This is a genomic window from Blautia obeum ATCC 29174, from assembly GCF_025147765.1.
Taxonomy (GTDB): Bacteria; Bacillota; Clostridia; order Lachnospirales; family Lachnospiraceae; genus Blautia_A; species Blautia_A obeum.
The window spans coordinates 1,039,238-1,060,097 of sequence record NZ_CP102265.1 but is presented as its reverse complement, the minus strand read 5'-3'; the positions used below and the strand labels follow the sequence as shown (position 1 = coordinate 1,060,097).

The window sequence follows — 20,860 nt, the reverse complement described above, 5'->3', positions numbered from 1 at the left end:
GTTACCTTCTCGTACTATAATAAGATTCTTTAGATTTGGTTTCAAAAGTTTCTCTGGGTTAATTATATCATTTAACCACTCACACCTCAATTACCGTTTTGTTGTTTATATTGTCAAAAAAAGGCACCGACCTCCGTCAGTGCCTTTCTCATCTTTATGCTCTTTCCATTGCTTCTTTGTAATCTTTTGTATCTGTGAAGATCTCGTTCTTCCACGGGTTCTTTTTCTGTACTTTTGCGCGTTTCAGGATGTATGCGAAGACGAATACATTCACTGCAAATGACAGTACGGAAATAATTCCCTGTGCGGTCGGTTCTGCGATAGTCGGCATACTGCTTCCCATTGCTGCTGCGATGCCGCCCTGTCCGTATACGGAAGTGACTGTTGTAAAACGGCTTGCATCCTGGAACAGCGGGAATACCTGTGCGAACATGCACCAGAGAGCCAGTGTGTTTGCACGGTTCTGAATCCAACCGCCTTTATTCCAGAGTGCTGCTGCAAAGGTAGGTGCAAGCAGAAGTGCCAGTCCGCAGTACCAGGAATGTGTCGGCAGGTTCAGATATGTATATTGGAAATTCCAGATATCATATGCAAGGACATATACCCAGATCATGTCCGGCCAAAGCATATCTTTTTTGTCTTTTGAGGAATAGATTCCCCACCATCCTGTCATACAGAAAATATTTAAAATTCCGGCAAGTCCGTTTAATACGTTCCACCAGCCTCCATAAAGCCATACACCTTCGGAGGAAAGCCACCAACCGCCAGCAAGCGAACCGGCACGGACTGCTGATTCAAAGTCTGATGCTACTGCGATCAGGATATTGATTGCAACAATGATAAACGGAAAAGCTTTAAATCCATGAGATTTTCCAAGTTTTCCCCAGTGATACTTCAGTATCATAAATCCGATACAGCCTGCTGTTGCCGCATACAGTTTTGCATAATGGAACCAGCTGTTCATGTGTACATAAGTGTCATTATTCAGTGCCCAATCGGCTCCCATTGCTGCTCCGACATAGATAGCGATAAAGTACACGCTAAGTGCTGCAGGAAGGATCAGGAAACAGGCAATACCGCCCGCTTTGGATCTTCTTGCGATTTCATTCATTACGACAAGTCCGGCAAATACCAGCAGCCATCCAAGAAGCTGCCATCCGGCTGTCTCTCCGTAGATTTGAAAAAACATACTCTTTACTCTCCCTCTTTTGTTTATTCTACTTCTATTTCCTTAATGTTGAACTCATTTCCCTGCAATAAATAGGTATGCTCACTTCCGCAATGTGGACAGGTTTTTCCATGTTTTACCGTTGGATATGTCTGCTTGCAGTCTTCACAATACGTGAGTGCAGGTAATGTTTCCACCACTAATTCAGATTCATCGAACAGAGGCCGCTTTTTTGCAGCCCATGTCCAGCAATTCTGTAAATAGGACTCGATCACTGTCGAGACCTCTCCCAGTTCAAGTGTGACTTTTCGTACATGTGTCACTTTATTTTCAGCGGCCACCTTTTCCAGATGATCCATGATATGAAAAGTTACTCCAAGCTCGTGCATATTTTTGCTCCTTTATCTGAGAGCTGCTGCACAGCTCCTATTTTTTCTTTTTGAATTTCACTTTGATCGACTGTTTCACCATGTTTGGAAGAATGTATTTCAGCTTATCTTCCGAAGCACGCATAATGGAAGCTCCCGGAATCTCTCTGTGCAGGTGGATTGCGTCAAACATACATTTCGTTGTACAGACACCACATCCGATGCATTTATTCGGGTCGACAACAGATGCTCCGCAGGACAGGCAGCGGGAAGTTTCTTTTTTCACCTGCTCTTCTGTCAGACTCTGTGACAGATCACGGAAGGTTTTTGCCTGTTCTTTTACATCCGCTTTTGGCGGAATCTGACGACTGGATGAGTCATAAGTTTCCACTTTGATGTTTTCTTTGTCCAGTTCGATGAAATCACGTCGATTACGTCCGATCGTCAGTGTACAATGTTCATGGACGTAACGGTGAAGAGAAATTGCACCTTCACGTCCGGCTGCGATCGCATCAATGGCAAATTTCGGACCTGTATAAACGTCACCACCTACGAAGATATCCGGTTCGGAAGTCTGGTAAGTCAGTTTATTAGCAAGTGCACCGCCGTTCGGACGGAGTTCCACATGGAGATTATCCAGCATATGTCCCCAATCGATTGCCTGTCCTACTGAGAAAATGACATGGCGGCACGGCACAGTTACTGTATCGTTCTCATCATATTCCGGTGAAAATCTGCCCTGTGCATCAAATACGCGGGTACATTTTTTGAAAACAACACCGCTTACATGACCGTCTTCTTCCAGAACTTCTTTTGGTCCCCAGCCACAATTCAGCTCGATTCCTTCTTCGAGTGCTTCTTCGATTTCCTCGTTGCTTGCCGGCATTTTTTCTCTTGCTTCCAGACAGAACATGGAAATCTTCGCATCGATACATCTGCTGCTGATTCTTGCCGCGTCAATGGCTACGTTTCCGCCACCAACTACAACAACATCACCTTCAAGCGCAAAACTCTCTTTTGCACCGGCTTTTCTTAAGAAATCTACCGCAGTATATGCACCTTCAGCATTTTCTCCACTGATTCCCGGTTTTCTTCCTCTCTGGCAGCCGATCGCAGCATAAAATCCCTTATATCCCTGCTCTCTCAGGTCTTCGATCGTAACGTCTTTTCCAACTTCTACGCCACAGCGGATTTCTACGCCAAGCTGACGGATCACATCAATTTCTGCCGCCAGAAGATCTTTCTCCAGTTTGTAGGATGGAATTCCATAGCGAAGCATACCGCCCGGTTCTGCATTTTTTTCAAAGATCGTCGGTTTGTATCCGGTCAGTGCAAGGAAATATGCACAGGATAAACCAGCTGGACCGGCTCCGATGATTGCGATTTTTTCTTCAAATCCGCCTTTCAATGACGGAATTGTTTTCTTTGGAATGAAGCGTGTCTCTGCATTCAGATCACGTTCTGCAATAAAGCGTTTGACTTCATCGATTGCAACAGCTTCGTCGATTGTGCCTCTTGTGCAGGCATCTTCGCAGCGACGGTTACATACATGCCCGCAGACTGCCGGAAGTGGATTATCTTTCTTGATCAGTGCAAGTGCATCCTCATAGCGACCTTCTTTTGCAAGCTGCAGATATCCCTGTATTCCGATATGAGCCGGACAGGCTGTTTTACACGGTGCTGTACCGGCATCATAGCAGTTGATACGATTGACATCACGGTAATTATGTGTCCACATATGTTCGCCCCATGGCTGGTCACCAGGAAGCGGCATCCGCGGATATGTAATCTCGCATCCTTCTTTGTCGCAAAGTTTCTGTCCCAGTTTCACCGCTCCTGCCGGACAGGCTTCCACACATTTTCCACATGCGACACAGTTCTGTTTCTCTACTTTTGCGATATATGCAGAACGAGACATATTTGGTGTATTAAAGAGCTGTGACGTACGAAGCGCATAGCAGACATTTACATTGCAGTTACAGATAGCAAAAATCTTATCTTTACCATCAATGTTTGTGATCTGATGTACAAAACCGTTTTCTTCTGCCTGTCGGAAAATATCCAGTGCTTCTTCTTTTGAAATATAACGTCCGTCTTTCTGTGTCTCTACAACATAATCTGCCATATCACCAACTGCAACGCACCATCCTTCCGGATCATCGGCGCAGCCTTCGTCATGTGTCAGTCGGGAACGACGGCAGGAACAAGGGCTTGCTGCATATTTTCCCTCATATTTACTAAGCCAGTAGGAAATATGTTCCAGATCAACAGATTCATTTTCCATCTCGATTGCTTTTTCTACCGGAATGACATGCATGCCAATACCCGCTCCACCCTCCGGTACAAATGGAGTAATTTTCTCCAGTGGCAAACGGGACATATGTTCAAAAAATGTACCCATTTCCGGGTTGGATTCCAGTATTTTTGCGTTCATATTAAAGAATTCCGCACATCCCGGTACATACATCGGCAGGACATACTGCTTCTCATGTGCCGCATTTTCCCAGTTGTATTCGAGAAGTCCTTTGCGTGACATTTCTTCCAGAAGTGCCTCACATTTTTTCTCTTCCAGCCCTGAAATTTTCACGATCTCCGACAGTGTTTTTGGCTTTCTTACTCCAAGCTTCAATGCCAGGAGTGCTTCCTCATCAGTAAGCACTCCGGCCAGTCCCCAATACTCCGGATCATTTCTGGTGATCTTTTTAAGACCCAGCTTCTGCGGAATACGGTCTGTGATCTTTTTGCCCAGTTTCGCAATTGGCTCGCGAAATGGTTTACCCGGATCCGGTGTAAATTCCGGGTACACATAATCCGGATAAAGCTCCTTATCGAGTTCTTTTTTCATCTCTCTTTCCTTTCCCTTCTCTCTTCTGTTTTGTTATGATTTCCAGTCAGTAACCTGCTTTTTCAGCCATGTAGTCCATGCTTCTATGCCTTCTCCTGTCTTTGCACTGACCGGGAAAATCTCCGCTTTTGGATTTCTCTGGTGAATGTATTTTTTTACCAGTTCCATATCAAAATCAAAGTATGGAAGTACATCAATCTTATTGATCAGAACTGCATCACATACTTCAAACATTAATGGATATTTCAAAGGTTTGTCATGACCTTCCGGAACAGAAAGAATCATTACATTTTTGGATGCGCCTGTGTCAAACTCGGCCGGACAAACAAGATTTCCTACGTTTTCGAGAATCGCCAGATCTACATCTTCAATGCCCAGACCTTCGATCCCCTGCTCTGTCATTTTTGCATCCAGATGACACATGCCACCTGTATGCAGCTGAATTGCTTTTGCCCCGGTTTCGGCAATTGCAAGTGCATCCACATCTGAATCAATATCCGCCTCCATGACCCCGATACGAAGGTCATCTTTTAAAGCTGCTATCGTTCTTTTCAGAGTTGTCGTCTTTCCTGATCCAGGTGACGACATCAGATTCATCAGAAAGACACCTTTTTCTTTCAGTCTGATTCGAAGCTGATCTGCCTGTCTGCCATTGTCCGCAAACACGCTCTCTTTAATTTCCAGAATCCTTACTTTTCCCACCTGTTTTTATTCCTTTCATCAGTATTTCTACCATTTCTTTTTTTGCCTGTTCATAAGTCAGTTTATTTTGATACAGAATATCTGACTCCATAAAACAATATACAGTGCCTTTTACCATTGCCATTACTACCGGAATGGAAACTTCTCGAATCATGCCCTCTTCCATGCCTTTTTCAAGATACTTTTCTGCCTGTTCCCATCCATTGTTTACTGACCTCATCAGATGTCGGTATGGCTTTGGATACTTTTCCGCAAGTTCGTAGATTCGGCTCAGTCCAATGTTGTAATACTTTTCCGGCAGTGCGCACAAAAGCTTCTCCAGTTTCTGCACTACATTCAGACTTACATCCGCCTCCAGTTCTTCCTGCATACTGTTTAAATCTGCCGCATAACGGTCCGCTACTGCTACCAGAACTGCCTGTTTGCTTTCAAAAACTGTGTAAATTGTTTTTTTACTGATTCCAAGCCGCTTCGCCAGATCGTTCATTGTAAATTTCAGGCCGTTCTGTTTAAATTCCTCAACCGTTGCATCAATAATTTTATCCCGCATTCAATCCTCCATTTGGAAACCCGGAAACTCTTTTTGGTTTTCTGGTTTCCATTATTGTAATGCCTTGTTAAGATATTGTCAATCTATATTATAAAAAAGGCTGCGTAACTTTACAATTTACAATTAAGTAAATGCTGTTACGCAGTCTGCTGTATGTCCCTATTCTTATTCTACTGAAAAAATTAAAATCCTTTCTCGCTCATTCTTTACTTCAAACAAATCTTCTGTGCTTATTTCATCAACAAACATTAAAGCTTCTTCCGTCATGAGACAGCTTATATATTCCTCTGACGGATAGTAAAACATTAACAGAATTTCTCTTGGATTCTCATAGTATGATTCATAAATTCTGGCAAGAACTTTTTGCAGTATTTCTACAGAAAACGGATTAAAAAATAGCACCTGTCCACATCAGTTGGTACTGCATATTCTTCTGCTCCTGTCAGCTCAAAAGATACTCTTCTGCCCGATACCGCATGTTCTCTGTTAGATTCTGCTGCACTAAAAATACGCTCATCATATTCCACACCGACAGATCTGCATCGCGTCTGATAGGAAAGATAAAAACATACCCTGCCCTTCCCAGTACCATAATCAAGAACTGTATTTTTCTTACTGATCAACCCACTGTTCGCCAGGCGTTCTAATACCAAATACTGCGTCGGCTCATACGGATATCTGTACTGATCAGAACGAGAATCATCCCGTCCGGTCGTCTTTATCTTCAACAATTTGTCCCATTGACTCTCAATTTGATTCATATCTTCTGCTCTTCTTCTGTAGAATTTTGGATTTCATTTATAATATTCACTTCACATCCTGTCCCAGTTTTTCCAGTTCTTCCATAGCTTCTGTATTCTTTTCAAGTTCATCCTTAGCATTTGCAGAATAGGTCTTGAAAAACAATACTTCCCATGATAAATATCCTGCCATGCATTCAAACTGTTTCCTGATCAGCTCGTACTGTACATTATCAACCGGAGCTCCGCCAGTCACAATGATACCAACTTTCTTTCCCTTAAGCTGTAATCCACGACAATAGCATTTATCAATAACCAGTTTCAATTGTGCAGTCATTCCCCACCAATAGACCGGGGTTGCAAAAAGAATCATATCTGCTGCTGCAATTTTGTCAATTGTCGGGTTCGTATCATCCTGATCTACGCACCCCTTATGGCACTGACAGGCTTTGCAGCCTTTGCATGGAGCAATATGTAATTTATCAGGAGAAATCATCTCAATCTCATTATGTTCAGCTGCTCCCTTTATAAAAGTATTGATTGCTGTTAACGTATTTCCCTTTCTTGCACTTCCATTAATAATTACGATCTTCATAGCTGATCTCCTTTTCTTTTTATTTGTCACATTTAAACTTTATTTGCAAAGCACTCTCCTTATCTTTATCCGACCAATACTTATATCATCTGTTCTCTTCCCAGTAATCCTCTGCATCCTGTATATCATCAAACTCATCGACATGATCATAATAAAAATCTTCTGGATCATCGTAATCATACACATCGTACATATCCATGCTCTTATCATCTCTGCTGTAATTGCGTTTTGATGAAGATGAATGCACGAACTCTACAGCATTGCTAACCCTACCATTTCGACAAGTCGCCATAAATTTTTTCGCTCCATCCCTTTATATGGTACATCTTTCTTGATTTCTTCTCTTTTTTCTTTCTCTTTCTGTTCTGTATACTCTTCATATTGCGCTTTTGTTTCCGCTTTCGCTGTCTGCATTTTCTCCGAATATTTTCCAGTATATTCATTTTCTCGCGGGAAATTCCACGTAAGCCTGTACAGCTGCTCAATTTTTTCTTTGTCCGCAACACCTTTACAATATTCCGCATATGGTATGATATATCTGCTATCTTCGTAGTCTGTTGGCAATTTCTCCAGCAGTTTTATCGCATCCTCATACTCTCCAGCATCTATACACGCATTCGCTTCTTTATACCATTCCTTGTTCTGGCTTTCTGCTGCCTCTTTTGCCCTCGCTCTGGCAGCCTCATCTCCCTTGATAGCACAAAAAGGAACTCCTGTAACTACCAATACGAAAGCTATTACAGCTATAATTTTCTTCTTCATACGTTAAATACTCCCTGCAATATTATTTCTTCCTTCCATTTTTTAGGGTGTATACTGTATTTCTATAAGCACCCAATCGTTCAAGCACCCCCATATCAACCAGTTTTCCAAGAATACTTCTAGCACGTCTTTGTTTTACTTCTAATAGTAGTTCTACCTGATGCGATGTAATCTGCCCGTTTTCTTTTGCAAAATGCAATACCTTTTTCTGCTGCTCACTTAAAGTATTTATCGGCACTTCATCGGCACTAATCGGCATTTTATCGGCACTACTTGTCACTTTATCGGCACTAGCGTTTTCATTATCCTTATCAATTATTATACTATAATCAAACGAATATTCATCATCTAATGGTACAACGATACGAAACACATCATCTTCTACAAACTGCGGATCTCTTCCCGAATAATACTTACTATATTTAAATAGTTTTCGAACTCCAGAACCTAGTTGATCTGCATATCCAATATTTCTGAAAAATGCTGCAATAATTGGATTCTTTGGATTTGGTTCCAGATTGTCAACTGTAATAATGCCCTCTTTCGATGCACGATTTGCATTTTCTACATACATCCGCTTCTTTTCAATTACAAACTTTGCTGTATAACTACTGGTAAATTCTCGGTGCATTAGCGTATTACTAATCATCTCTCTGACAATTGTATTTCTCAGACTTTTATTTATCGCGCCTTCCAGGAAAAACTTATCTGGCAGGTTTTTTCTTCCAAATTCCAGAAGTTGATTATAACTCTCAATCAGGTTCGTTTTAATGATTTCTCGATCATCGTAGCGATCTACATTTACTTTACGCACAAGTGCATCCGTAACATAAGCTGGAGCCACATTTAAAATTACATCATCTTTTCCAAGAAGCATAATTGCCGCAAGATTGTATCCTTCTTCACCTGTAGCAATATCCCGACCATATAACCCTGCACTTTTCAACAACTCCTGATCATCCATCGTAGTCCATGGGTGCTGACCCCCGGTATGATTCTGCGCCATAATTCGAATTTTAGGCAACAAATCCAATCTTAAATCTTCCATTCTTGCATATGGATAAATCTTTCTTTCTGTAAAAATATTCTGCTTACGAATATACATCTGCGCAATCGCACCAGTTGCAGTTACCTTTACATCGGCATCATCCACACGATCATAAATCACTTTTTTATAACTGTGCACCTCCGCACTTGGTGGAATGTGAACGTGAATGATAGTATGATTTTCATCATATTTTATAATTTCAGGAATTAGATATGTGGTAGGCGAAAATAATACCGGATTACTTACAACTTTTATAAAGTTCTTTACCATATCCGGAGCTGCCTTTTCAGGCACACCGACCACTGTTCCATCATCCAGAACGCCCATAAAAAGCTCTCCACCGAAACGATTTAAGAAAGAACATACTGTTTCATAGGTGTCATTTTCTATTCCATTGCCACAGCGTTTAAATTCAACCGCCACGGTTTCTCCGATTGTAAAAATGGATTGTAGTTCTTTCATGTTCATAACATCTCTCTCTATTCTTTTTAGTGCAAGTTTAATAAAAAGCCTCGATTTTACGGCATTTGCTAAACCGTTAATAGGTTACATATATTTACAAAACAGAGTTTTCTGGATATGAAGCAACTTCTAAGAGTCCATTTCTGATGATTTTAGGTACAAGAAATAAAACGTCGTTTTTTCCTTATGAAGGCTTTCTTGTTCTCTCAAAATCTCCTACAGTAGCTAACCTCTCATATCTACCAGGATCACCTGCCTCTGCCGGATTCTAAATTCCTTCGTTCTGCTTATCCATAGTTTGGTGCTGCTTATGCTCCTTTATCGTCAAACCAGAATATGATACGAGTATCTAATTTAGAAATTTCTGTATTTAGTTGATCTTGTATATTTTGTAAATCCATTAATTTCTCTCCTTAACTCCCTCATAATCTGTTAACACATTTCTGAAAGACGTGATTCCAAATCTATAATCAATATCCACATTTATTCCATCTGTCATATTATTCCAACAATCAATCAAAAACCCTCTATTCTTTTCAACTTTATTTTTTATTTGTTTCATATATTTTCCAGGAATTTCTCCTGCAAGTATCTCACCTGTAAGTATATCAATCGCTGCGCTATATCTATCACCTGCATTAACATGCACATGCGGTCTATTATGTTTTCCATATTCACGTGATTGCATATAATAATGAATTTGTCCTTCTCGCCAAATATCTCCTTGAAGTGCAGAAAATGCAAAATATAATTGCAAATTTCCTTCTATTTGAAATTTTCTTAGTAGAGTTTCTACCATAATATCCATATTTTCAATCTCAATAAAATCTTCATGACTTTTTATGCAAATACACGGACAGCTTCTGCAAAGATCACCTATTTGCTTATTCATTTTCTCGCATATTGCATTTCGGATATCTGACATTGTAGTATTTGGCTCCAAAATATATTCTAATTCAAGCTCAGAGTCTCTCTCTAAAATATTTAAATTTTTTCCATCTGGATCATTCGCTGAAAGAATACTACATATATAGCCAGGAACAGGCTTTTTATAGTAATAAATTGTATCAGTATATATAATCTCACTTTTTATTTTCATTTATCAATTCTCTCATATATTAATAATGTATAAGTCCCAGTGCCTGATTTAAATCCACATCCAGACCATCTGTATGCTCATTCCAGTATATCAAAAAGTCTTTTTGATTGTTTTCAATTATTTCTTTTATAATCTTCTGATCTTTTTTTCTTATTTTAGACCCCGTCAACTGTTCTGCTGTTTTTAAAGAAAAACTCCCACTTCCTTCCCCTTGTCTTATATCAACATGTACATGAGGCTCATTATGTCGTTTTCCTTCTCTAGAATTTATATAAAAACGAATCCCATGATCCTCGAACACCGCCCCAGCATCTGAGCTTACCAAAATCTGTATATCAATCGTATTAGATATACCCAATTTTTGCATATAAAATTCTAAATTTTTGCTTTTATCTACTATAGAATACCTCAAACCATTTTTCAAAAAATATATTTCCAGAACATCGTATTCCTCTACAAAATCAAGAGTTGTTTGTTCTTCTCCATACATATCCATCCTATTATTCTTTTCAGAGTAAATATGCCTTCGAATTAATTGGTAAAATTCCTTTATAGATACTGAATTCTCTACCTCAAACATTATGCTTCTATTATTAATTATTCTAAGCGGTTCTATTATTTCTTCCCCAACAATTCCATAATTCTCACTATGCGGAATTAACAGTTCATCACACAAACGTTCTTCTGCATATATATGTACTGTAAAATTAACCGTTATCTTCATTAACAATACCCCACTCCCTTGCATTGCTCTTTTCATTCTGTTCAAAGAGGAGTGTGAATCTTATCCACACTCCCCCCTGCGAACTTTTCTTAAAAATCAATCTTATAAAATATACTGCTGTATATTTGAACAAATTCCTTTGATGTCTACTTTTGATCTGAAATCAAACTGAAGAACCGTTCCATTTGCAAATGTCATAATTAATTCGCTGTCAATATCCAAAACTCCTGCCGTCTCAATTCCGAAATATAAAACTTTTGAGTATGGATATGAAAAGTAAGACGTTTTCTTTCCTGTGATTCCCTGCACATTGACTACAATAACTCTTTTGTCAGTAAAAACCACCTGATCACGTACTGTCTGAAAGCACTGAATAATGTTTTCACCTGTAACCAGCATATTGTTAACTTCAGATTTCACCTATTTTTGCGCAATTTCCTTAAGATTTAAGAAATTTGCATCCTCTCTGATTCCACTGTTTACTGTTGCCATACGCCTTCCTCCTTAAGATTATTTATAATTCTCAAATAATTTCAAAATCTTGCGAGTAAATTTTTCTGTTCCATCTTCTCCGCCATATTTTCTTGTTTTCATATGGGGAGTAAGCAACCGAACGGTTAAAGAACTTTCCCAGATATGTAATTTTAATATAGCAGATTGAGGTACGAGTGTCAATTAAGTGTTAGCGCCTCTTCTCCTCTGGAAACACTGTGATATCCAGTTTCTTTGCTGTTACCATTATCATATTTCATTGTTATGCCGCCTTTTGTATCACCCGGTTTGTAATAGTAATATCCTGTGTACGTATTATCCAGCTCATCCTCTCGAAAATCCCAATATGTTCCATAATTGTAATACAAAGCATTTCTGAACGATGCTTCATTAAAATACTCTGCATATAAAATTGTGCCATCTTCCTTATTAAAAGATACCTCCAGAGAATCACCTGATTCTGCATATTTTTGAAGCACAACATCTGAATCAAATGCAATATTATAATTCCTGCTTTTCGGTGTACCATTATATTCTTCTGCTGTATATTCCACACTGTGTTCTTCTATTAGTTTAAGAAGCTTATCTTCTGTTGTTTCTTTATTAATTTCCAGAAATATCTTTTGCAAAGCATCATATTCCTGCGTTTCCTCTGCTTTTGCTTCATTTGTTGAATCTGAAGCAGCCACGCTCCAGCATGAAACGGAAAAAGCAAGACCAGTTGCAATCCCTGTGGCAACAATTTTTAATATATTTTTTCTGATTTTCATTTTCATACAGTCCCTTCTCTTACCTAATTTCCGTTTTCTTCCCAGTAGTCATACGCATCATCGTATCCACCATCATAATCTCCGTCTCCAAATTCATCAGCCCAATCATCGGCAAAATCATCCGGGTCATCATAGTTACTGACATCATACGAATCACTCTTCCAGGAAGAATAGGAATTACCATTATATTTTCTTGGTACAGGTGTAGGAGTATTTCTCCTCTTTGGTGTATAATGATATTTTTGTGATTGGTTAAAAAGCTCAAAACTGTTATAAATTCTTTCACCATTGGAACTGCCTGAAGATTTCTTTTTGCTGTTTTCATAAATACTATTAATATGATCCCAACAGTACTGTGTTCCCGCATCTTTTAGATTCCAACACCCCGGCATTTCACAGAAACTATCATATATCTTCAAGCTCACAATCATCAGCAATAATAATCCCATGGTCACTGCGTATATTATTTTGAATTTCTTTGATTCAAAAAATGGTGGTAAAAACACATAGATTGCCCCCTTCTCTGTCGATTTACTAAATAATAAACTTTTGAGTATTCTAGCTTGCTACTTAACGAAATTCCACCGCACATGAATAATAATGAATTTCATTTTTTATTGATACTTCTCTTCCATGAGATTCCAAATACAAAAAGGATGCCAAAAAAATAGAGCGTTTTTTTCTGTTCAGTGCTTATGCTAAAATTTATACATCCACTTCTAATAAACTGAATAAGTTTTAAGATCTCGATAATTTGCAGATAAATATTCACTTACTTTATCTACTCTAATAAATTTTTGTTTTTTCCATTCATATATTTCGAAATAATCATTGATTTTTAGACATAAAAAAGTATCTTTGCCAAACATTAACTCATCCCTATAAGTCAATAAATTTTTAAACGCATTTAAAATTCCAGATACTACAAACACATTTCCCTCTGTGATATTGCTTACCGATGAATCGATCTTTTTTGCACTTCCAAGTCTGATTGCACGTATCTTAGGATTAGAAATCAATCGCTCCAACGCATTATCAACTGCCAAATTAGCTTGAGATGCAACTAAAACACGCTTATTTCGTATAACCAATTGATAAATTGCCTCTGCAATAACAGTTGTTTTCCCTGTTCCGGGAGGCCCCTGAATTAAACATACATCCGGAACAGACAATATTTTTTCTACCGCTTCTTTTTGTTTTTCGTTGATATCTGAATTCTGCCATGTACTTATTTTCTTGATTTCCTGTGGCGTTCTTGCTTTATTAATGTCAAAAAGCCATTGATCCAGTCCCTGTGAAGCAGCCTTTCCCATAACAAGATTGTTGACTGCACCTTTTAAACGATGAAGCAATGCAAAATCTCCAATTTGCGATGTTGCAATATAGCCATCTGCGTAAAGCTCTCCGGCCATTGTTTCCTCTACATCATCCTGAATGCTTCCCATTCGGCGTATCTGACGTTCAATCATTGTATTTGCATTCACTGTGAATTCAAAAACCAATTCCATCACATAAGGTTCAAAATAATTTCGATTAATTCCAGAAATCAGGGATCTTGTACCTGAATCTCGGTCATTCTCATATTTCTTTGCATAATCCTTTAATGTATCCCATTCATATGTTTCAAGTATTAAACTAAGCACAGTCATCACAAAAAACGTGCACAAAAAAAGACACCAGCCTCCCAGCCAGTGTCTTTTCAAAAACTTTCTTATTCATTCTTTCTACGCCATCATCTCATACGATCCCACCATCACGGGCATGGTCACGATTGACAACAGCGTCGTCAGAACATACAGTGAACTGGCGTATGCCGCATCTTTATCGTAGAGCTGTGCCATGGAGGTGACAGTCGCACAGGCAGGTGTTACAGATGCCAGATACACGGTCAGGAGAATCTGTTTTGCATCCATTATTCCGATAAATGCACAGATTATTTTCATCAGGAACAATACAAATATCGGATATACAATAAGTCTTAAAGCTGTAGAAACATAGTTTCTTTTTCGGTTAAAAACAGTTTTAAGCGGTACTTCTGCGATGACCATCCCAGCCAGCAGCATGCCAATTGGGCCGATCATATTATTCATCATATTCATGACATCCTGTACACCGGATGGCAGCTGGATTCTGCCAATAAACAGTACTACACCTACTATAATGGAGATGATATTCACATTCAGAAGTACCTTTTTCCATTCCAGTTTATCTTCTTCGCAGAGCATATTTTTGCAGTGTGTCCAGATTAATATAAGCTGTACTGCAATGTATGCACTTGAATAAATAACGTACTCCTGTCCGAGAAGTTCCTGCACCAGCGGAATGACAAGAATACCGGCATTTGAGTAGATTACGGTTGCCCGTTCAATTGCATCAAGATGCAGGATATTTTTTAACAATGCTGTAAGAATCAGGAATAAAATGTGTACCGCCACTGCTGCCACGCATGCCAGAATCAGACCCTTCTGGACATCTGGTGTGTATTTCACCTGAAATGCATTAATAATCACACACGGAATGACCAGGTATACCATGATCACAGATACGCTTTTGCTCTCTGAGGATTTCATAAGTCCTGCCTTTACGACTGCATATCCCATAAGCATGATTGCAAACAACTTCGCGATTTCTTCCATTAACAATAAACTGATTTCCATTTCTAGCCTCTCTTCTCCGTCATAAACTCCCGTACAATCTCCAGTCCGCCACTTGGTACGCAGAACTTCTCTCTGCTCTTCTGGCACTCTGCATAGGTTTCTTCCAGGGCAAACCATTCCACGGCCTCGACTTCTTCTTTCTGCAGAACCAGATCCGCGATATCTACCGGTTGATCATAGATATATACAAAAGCCAGTTCTTCATCTCGAAACATTTTGCCATGAAATTCTTTTGCAAACGAAATCGGGAATGTTCCGGCGAATACAAGCTGCTCCGGTGTGGCTTGTATTCCAAGTTCCTCTCCTAACTCGCGAAGTGCTGATTCCAGTGGTTCATCGCCTGCCTGGATGTGTCCCGCCGACGAAGTGTCAAATTTTCCCGGAAAAGAGTCTTTATTCATGGAACGCTTCTGAAGCAGCACTTCTGTTCTTCCATATTTCTCCCGTATGATCCATATATGTGCCGTCCTGTGTGGAATGCCTTCCGCATGCGCTTTCTCGCGGGTTACAGTCTCGCCGGTCGGATTTCCCTGTGTATCTATGATGTCAAATATTTCTTCCATTATCTTTGCCTTTCTCTGCCTGTTTTCCGCAACTTATCTCGAGTTCATTTTTCATCTGCGCGCGTGCTTTCCGCGCGATTCCGGAATTGCTGTTCATAATGCTTGCACGTGTGATCTTGTCGTTGCCGAATTTCTGTCGGATTTCGTCCATAGTTGCGTCCAGTTTTCGGTGACGTTCTTTCTTTTCATTATCTTCAAAAAGTGATAATTGCTCGAAGCTCTCGTCTGTAAGGTTTGTAAGTGCTACTCCGATCAGTCGGAGCGGTTCGCCTTTCCAGGATTCTGTAAAGAGTTTTTTCGCGTTCCTGAAGATTTCATCTGTCATATCCGTTGCATTGGAAAGTGTTGTCTGGTGCGACTTATTTTTGAAATCAAGCGTACGGAAAGTTACTGATACAGAAGTACATTTTTTTCCTTTTCGGCGCATTCTGGTGGTGACCACATCACATTGCTCCAAAAGAATCGGAAGTACCTGCTCTACTGAGACAATATCATCATTAAACGTTGTTTCTACACTGAAGCCCTTGGCTTCTTCAGGCTTTGCTTTGACTGGTGATTCATCGATTCCAAGCGCGTATTGATGCAGCTGATGTCCGGCTTTATTCCCTAATAATGCCTGTATTTCTGACTCACTTACATGTGCCATATCACCAATCGTGCGAATTCCGGCCTCTGTCAGTTTTTTCTCAAAAGCTTTTCCCAGAAACAACAGATCACGCACCGATAACGGCCACATCTTAGTCGGGATTTCCTCTGGAAAAAGTGTATGTACCTTGTCCGGTTTCTCAAAATCGGATGCCATTTTGGCCAGCAATTTGTTTGTAGAAATTCCTACATTAACTGTAAATCCCAGTTCGTCCCGTATCTTATCTTTTATCTCATGTGCTGTTTTTATCGGGTCTGGATAAATCAATGAAGTGCCTGTCATATCCAGAAAAACTTCATCTATAGAAAAGGATTCCATCACCGGTGCATACGACGCGCAGATTTCTTTAAATGCCCTGGAACATTTGATATACAGTTCAAAATCACTTTTTACAATGACGAGCTCCGGACATTTCCGAAGTGCCATTGCCACCGGTTCACCTGTCGTGATCCCATATTTTTTTGCCGGTATGGACTTTGCCACAACAATTCCTGTACGCTTCTTCGGATCACCGCCAATACATGCAGGAATATCTCTTAAATCTGACAGTCCCTGCTTCACTCTTCGTGCTGACTCCCATGAAAGAAACGCACTGTTGACATCTATATGAAAGATTAAACGGCTCATTTTTTGCCCACGTCCTATTCTTTCTTCTGATATTTCGTTCTCAAAAGCCACTTCTGATCGATCACTTTTATTTCATTTCCAAATCGAATATGCAGGGTCACAGATCCTGTCGCCTGCTCGATTTTTTCTATACAGCCTTCTCCAAACTTGGGATGCTGTACCTGCTCCCCGACCGTATACTGAACGATACTTGCCTGACTGCTTTTGTGTTCCTGCTGCCTTCGGTAGGTATCCCGTATCGCCACTGTCTTATCATGAATCGGATTTTTGAGTTTCTTTTCATAGTCATGTTTCATCAACGCTTCGCCAGCTTTGTAGTATGGTGTCGGCGCCGCTCCGACCAGGGAACAACAATATTTCCAGGCACTTCCATGAAGTCCCGGCTGCCACTGATATTCCCTTGGGATTACAATATGATGTTCCATATAATGGGCATACTCATGTTTATAAAGGTCCATACGGTCTTCTTTACTCAGGGGATTTTTTACTCCATATCCCACAAAAAGCAGAGAAAAATGGAAGTGTTCTTTTTCATGATGTCCGGTTCTTGTATAGGATCCCAGTGCATCTGTTTCAAATCCAAAAGTGATTGGAATCTGTGCCCCGCGAAGATGAAATTTCTTATCCAGTTCACGGTATAATGCCCGGATCTGCGCAGTCAGAATCGTAGTTTCTTTTTGTAAGGATGCATATAATTCTGTGTAATCTCTGTCACTCATATCATCTTATTATTTAAGGAAATATTTTCTCAGAAGGTACGTTGGTGTACAGCTCCATGCATGGCAGTAACTGTTTACGATACTGCTTCCATATGGAGACTCTGCCGGATTTTCCGGATTGTAGAGCTCCCAGAAAGTATCCGCACCGTGATTGATCATGCCGCCCCAGTAATATTTCATATAATCCATTGCCTGGTCTTTTTTGCCGCACATCAAAAGTGCTTCTACATAATGATGGTTCATGTATGGAGAGACCATTGCTTTTTCCGGTTTCAGCTCATCCAGCTTATCAAGCATTGCTCTGCCTTCTTCAATGCTGACTGCACCTGCAAGGATCAGCCATACCTGACTTGCGTAGTTGATCTGTTTTTCTTCGCCACTTACAAACAGGCCTGTTTTCTCATCCAAAAGATATTTTCTGACTGCTGCAGTCTTTTCTTCTGCTTCTTTTTTAAGCTCTTCTGCTTTTTCTGTATCACCAAGGATTTCTGCGATTTTCTGCACTTTCTTTGCGCAGTAGATATAAACACCCTGCATAGCTGTCTGTTTGTTCAGGCCTTCGGTCCAGTCAATGAATCCCCAGAAACCTTCACCGTTTTTCATAAGATTTTTTTCGTCAAACTGCTCGCCTGCGATCTCAATCTGGCGATATGCACATTCACTTAAATCCTGCAGAGTATCTTTATCGCCGGATGCTTCATAATAATCTAGAAGTGTTGCACCAAAGAACATGGAATAGTCCAGAAGAAAGGTATCATCTACGATGAATTTCGGCTCTGTAAACAGGCATGCACTTACCTGACCATTGTCTTTTGTCTGCCCTGCAAACAGGTACAGGCATCGTTTTACGAGATCCATGTTATGGAATGTTTCATAGTTTGCAAGTGCCTGAAGTCTTAAGTCTCCGAGCCACAGACGGCGGTCTCTCTTCGGTCCATCCTCAAATACGGACTGCATGCAGTTGTGCAGGGTACGAAGGCTGACCCTGTCCAGTTTACGGATTATTTCGTCATCACTCTCTACCGGTTTCACATCTTCCATGCGGACTGAAGAAACACTGGTGCAGTATACATCTTCCACTACCATCTGCCATTTCAGAGATGTGTCGATTGCCTCGATCTCCATATAACGAAATGCGTATCTTCTTGGAAGTTTCAATTCTGCCGGAAGGACATCGATATGGATAAATTCCTCCTGAATCCATCCACGGCTGATCCATCCGTCATAATCTTTTGAATCCTCGGTCATTTCTTTTGCGATCTCACCGAATTTCAGTCTGAAAAACGCCGGTGAATCCTGCGGACTTCCTACGGAATTCAGTTTCAGAGTCACATAGCCTACCTGATGATCTCCGAAATCCAGGCAGATTTTATCCCCTTTTGCAAGATGACAGGAAGAAAGATTCTCAATCTCATCTCTCTTATGGACTTCCGGAAAAATCTCTTCTGTTTTTACAATATCTACTATAGCAACAGGACGTACCACTGTCTCGATAAGTTTTGGCGTACATGCCTCTGCTTTTTTTACAAATTCATCATTGGTTACTCGAACCATATTTAAATCAATACTTACTGCTGGCATTATGTCATTTCCTTTCTAAATTCATGCAGACTGAATCTGCAAAATATCAAATTATTTTACCTTTTATTGTAAAATAAGCTATACCATTGCGTCAATATTTTTTACCTATCTTTCTCTTTACAAACCTTTCACGCTGACGTATTCTATAACAGGATGAAGAAAATATAATGTATTATTGAGGTTTTATTATGTCTGAAAATACGCAAAAAAAGGCCCGTTCCATTGAAATGGTAACGGGTTCTTTATGGAAAAATATTATTTTATTCAGTATTCCGCTGATGTGCTCGCAGCTTCTGGAAGTTCTCTTCAATTTAAGTGATGTCGCTGTTGTTGGGCGTTTTGCAGATTACAAGGCACTTGGTGCCGTGGGATCTACCACTTTGCTCGTCACATTGTTTGTCGGATTTCTGATTGGTATGGGAAGTGGAGTCAATGTCCGTGTTGCCCACGCACTTGGTGCCGGAAAGCACAAAGATACCGTGGAAACAGTCCACACAGCACTTCTTTTGTGTATGATGATGGGGCTCCTGATCGGAGCCGTCTGTTTCTTCTTTTCCGGGCGCATGCTCATGCTTTTGCATACAAAAGATGATCTGATCGGACAGGCATCTCTGTATCTGAAGATTTATGCGATCGGGCTTCCGGCCATGGGAATATACAACTTTGGTAATGGTGTCTTAAGTGCCCGTGGCGAAACAAAACGTCCACTTTATTATCTGGCGATTGCCGGTGTTTTGAACGTCATTCTGAATTTATTTTTTGTTATCGTACTTCACATGGCAGCAGCCGGTGTTGCGACTGCCACAGCAATTGCGCAATATGTTTCTGCCGGACTGATTCTGATTCACCTGCTCCGTCGCAAAGATGAATGCCGTGTTTCTTTAAAAGACATCAGATTTCACAGACACGCCGCCATTTCTATTCTGATGCTTGGTATCCCGGCCGGAATCCAGAATGCAATTTTCGCAATTGCCAATCTGTTTGTACAGACCGGTGTTAATTCTTTCGATACTGTCATGGTTTCCGGAAGTACTGCGGCTACAAACGCTGACACACTGATTTTTAATGTCATGTATGCGTTCTATACCGGATGTTCCAGCTTTATGAGTCAGAACTACGGTGCCAGAAACAAAAAGCGTGTGCTCAAAAGCTATTTCATCAGTCTGTTTTATTCATTTACAACAGGCTTGATCCTTGGTCTTCTGCTCTTTATTTTTGGTCATCAGTTCATGTCTCTGTTCGCCACAGACGCAGCGGTTATTGATGCCGGCATGCAGAGAATTAAGATCATGGCCTTTTCATATTGTGTGTCCGCTTTTATGGACTGCACAATTGCAGCATCCCGCGGTCTTGGAAAAACCGTCATTCCTACGATCATTATCATTCTGGGATCCTGTGTTTTCCGTATTGTCTGGATCTACACCATTTTTGCCTGGATTCATACAATTCCGGCATTATTCCTTCTGTATCTCTTCTCATGGATCATCACATCTATCGCAGAAATCATTTATTTCATAATAATCTACAGGAAGCTGTGATCCTGTAGATTATTTTTTTCTTTTCTTCTATATTAATAAGTAGGCTTTGTCATTTCTCCTTCATAACTGTTAAATTATTATCATTTTTTAAAAATTTCACTGTTTTTTTATTGCTTTTATTGATGAATTATGTATAATTAACTCTATGAGAAGTTGGAATGTTCCACTTCTTAGAGGTTAAAGAAGCCAGCATATAGATGGCCC

General features: G+C 40.1%; 21 protein-coding genes. 1 reads left to right on the top strand and 20 read right to left on the bottom strand.

Features of this window, described 5'->3' with window-relative positions:
* Positions 1-154 precede the first annotated feature (154 nt).
* From NQ503_RS05050 to NQ503_RS04955, 20 genes are all read right to left on the bottom strand, one after another.
* Complete coding sequence (locus NQ503_RS05050) at positions 155-1,189, bottom strand: DUF5692 family protein (RefSeq protein WP_005426823.1); 1,035 nt, start codon at positions 1,187-1,189, stop codon at positions 155-157.
* A 23-nt stretch (positions 1,190-1,212) separates the two neighbouring features.
* On the bottom strand, positions 1,213-1,557 hold the full coding sequence (locus NQ503_RS05045) for a hydrogenase maturation nickel metallochaperone HypA (RefSeq protein ID WP_005426827.1): 345 nt from the start codon (positions 1,555-1,557) through the stop codon (positions 1,213-1,215).
* Positions 1,558-1,594: 37 nt separating this feature from the next.
* Positions 1,595-4,381: an FAD-dependent oxidoreductase gene (locus tag NQ503_RS05040; RefSeq protein WP_005426829.1), complete on the bottom strand. Its 2,787-nt coding sequence runs from the start codon at positions 4,379-4,381 to the stop codon at positions 1,595-1,597.
* Positions 4,382-4,414: 33 nt separating this feature from the next.
* Positions 4,415-5,083, bottom strand: coding sequence for a hydrogenase nickel incorporation protein HypB (gene hypB, locus NQ503_RS05035; protein WP_044925949.1), 669 nt, complete (start codon positions 5,081-5,083; stop codon positions 4,415-4,417).
* The gene (locus NQ503_RS05030; protein ID WP_005426832.1) at positions 5,055-5,633 is read right to left on the bottom strand and encodes a TetR/AcrR family transcriptional regulator; all 579 of its coding nucleotides are present in this window, start codon (positions 5,631-5,633) and stop codon (positions 5,055-5,057) included. Before NQ503_RS05030 ends, hypB begins: the two co-directional genes overlap by 29 nt.
* Before the next feature lie 374 nt (positions 5,634-6,007).
* Positions 6,008-6,394 (bottom strand): methyltransferase domain-containing protein, encoded by a 387-nt coding sequence (locus NQ503_RS17570; RefSeq protein WP_005426839.1) that lies wholly within the window; start codon positions 6,392-6,394, stop codon positions 6,008-6,010.
* Between the two features lie 46 nt (positions 6,395-6,440).
* Positions 6,441-6,968: a flavodoxin family protein gene (locus tag NQ503_RS05020; RefSeq protein ID WP_005426841.1), complete on the bottom strand. Its 528-nt coding sequence runs from the start codon at positions 6,966-6,968 to the stop codon at positions 6,441-6,443.
* A gap of 252 nt (positions 6,969-7,220) precedes the next feature.
* Entirely contained in the window at positions 7,221-7,730 is a 510-nt protein-coding gene (locus tag NQ503_RS05015; RefSeq protein WP_005426846.1) for an outer membrane protein assembly factor BamD, read from the bottom strand.
* Positions 7,731-7,752: 22 nt separating this feature from the next.
* Positions 7,753-9,246 (bottom strand): RNA-binding domain-containing protein, encoded by a 1,494-nt coding sequence (locus NQ503_RS05010; protein ID WP_005426848.1) that lies wholly within the window; start codon positions 9,244-9,246, stop codon positions 7,753-7,755.
* Between the two features lie 394 nt (positions 9,247-9,640).
* Positions 9,641-10,339 (bottom strand): DUF4160 domain-containing protein, encoded by a 699-nt coding sequence (locus tag NQ503_RS05005; protein WP_005426852.1) that lies wholly within the window; start codon positions 10,337-10,339, stop codon positions 9,641-9,643.
* Positions 10,340-10,358: 19 nt separating this feature from the next.
* Positions 10,359-11,063 carry a DUF4160 domain-containing protein gene (locus NQ503_RS05000; RefSeq protein ID WP_022389061.1) on the bottom strand — a complete coding sequence of 235 codons (705 nt, stop codon included), beginning with the start codon at positions 11,061-11,063 and terminating at the stop codon, positions 10,359-10,361.
* A gap of 102 nt (positions 11,064-11,165) precedes the next feature.
* Positions 11,166-11,483 (bottom strand): PH domain-containing protein, encoded by a 318-nt coding sequence (locus NQ503_RS04995; protein ID WP_227191087.1) that lies wholly within the window; start codon positions 11,481-11,483, stop codon positions 11,166-11,168.
* A gap of 251 nt (positions 11,484-11,734) precedes the next feature.
* Positions 11,735-12,331 (bottom strand): hypothetical protein, encoded by a 597-nt coding sequence (locus NQ503_RS04990; RefSeq protein WP_005426858.1) that lies wholly within the window; start codon positions 12,329-12,331, stop codon positions 11,735-11,737.
* A 17-nt stretch (positions 12,332-12,348) separates the two neighbouring features.
* The gene (locus tag NQ503_RS04985; RefSeq protein WP_005426863.1) at positions 12,349-12,831 is read right to left on the bottom strand and encodes a hypothetical protein; all 483 of its coding nucleotides are present in this window, start codon (positions 12,829-12,831) and stop codon (positions 12,349-12,351) included.
* 213 nt (positions 12,832-13,044) lie between these two features.
* The gene (locus tag NQ503_RS04980) at positions 13,045-14,028 is read right to left on the bottom strand and encodes an AAA domain-containing protein (RefSeq protein ID WP_207642970.1); all 984 of its coding nucleotides are present in this window, start codon (positions 14,026-14,028) and stop codon (positions 13,045-13,047) included.
* Between the two features lie 21 nt (positions 14,029-14,049).
* Complete coding sequence (locus NQ503_RS04975) at positions 14,050-14,982, bottom strand: AEC family transporter (RefSeq protein WP_005426868.1); 933 nt, start codon at positions 14,980-14,982, stop codon at positions 14,050-14,052.
* Positions 14,983-14,984: 2 nt separating this feature from the next.
* Entirely contained in the window at positions 14,985-15,545 is a 561-nt protein-coding gene (locus NQ503_RS04970) for an NUDIX hydrolase (RefSeq protein ID WP_005426869.1), read from the bottom strand.
* Positions 15,529-16,818 (bottom strand): DNA polymerase Y family protein, encoded by a 1,290-nt coding sequence (locus NQ503_RS04965; protein WP_005426870.1) that lies wholly within the window; start codon positions 16,816-16,818, stop codon positions 15,529-15,531. Before NQ503_RS04965 ends, NQ503_RS04970 begins: the two co-directional genes overlap by 17 nt.
* A 14-nt stretch (positions 16,819-16,832) precedes the next feature.
* Positions 16,833-17,537 (bottom strand): hypothetical protein, encoded by a 705-nt coding sequence (locus NQ503_RS04960; protein ID WP_005426871.1) that lies wholly within the window; start codon positions 17,535-17,537, stop codon positions 16,833-16,835.
* A gap of 9 nt (positions 17,538-17,546) precedes the next feature.
* Complete coding sequence (locus NQ503_RS04955) at positions 17,547-19,118, bottom strand: alpha-L-rhamnosidase-related protein (protein ID WP_055066418.1); 1,572 nt, start codon at positions 19,116-19,118, stop codon at positions 17,547-17,549.
* Positions 19,119-19,306: 188 nt separating this feature from the next.
* Between NQ503_RS04955 and NQ503_RS04950 the strand changes: the two genes are divergently transcribed.
* Complete coding sequence (locus NQ503_RS04950; RefSeq protein ID WP_005426875.1) at positions 19,307-20,656, top strand: MATE family efflux transporter; 1,350 nt, start codon at positions 19,307-19,309, stop codon at positions 20,654-20,656.
* Positions 20,657-20,860: the final 204 nt, after the last annotated feature.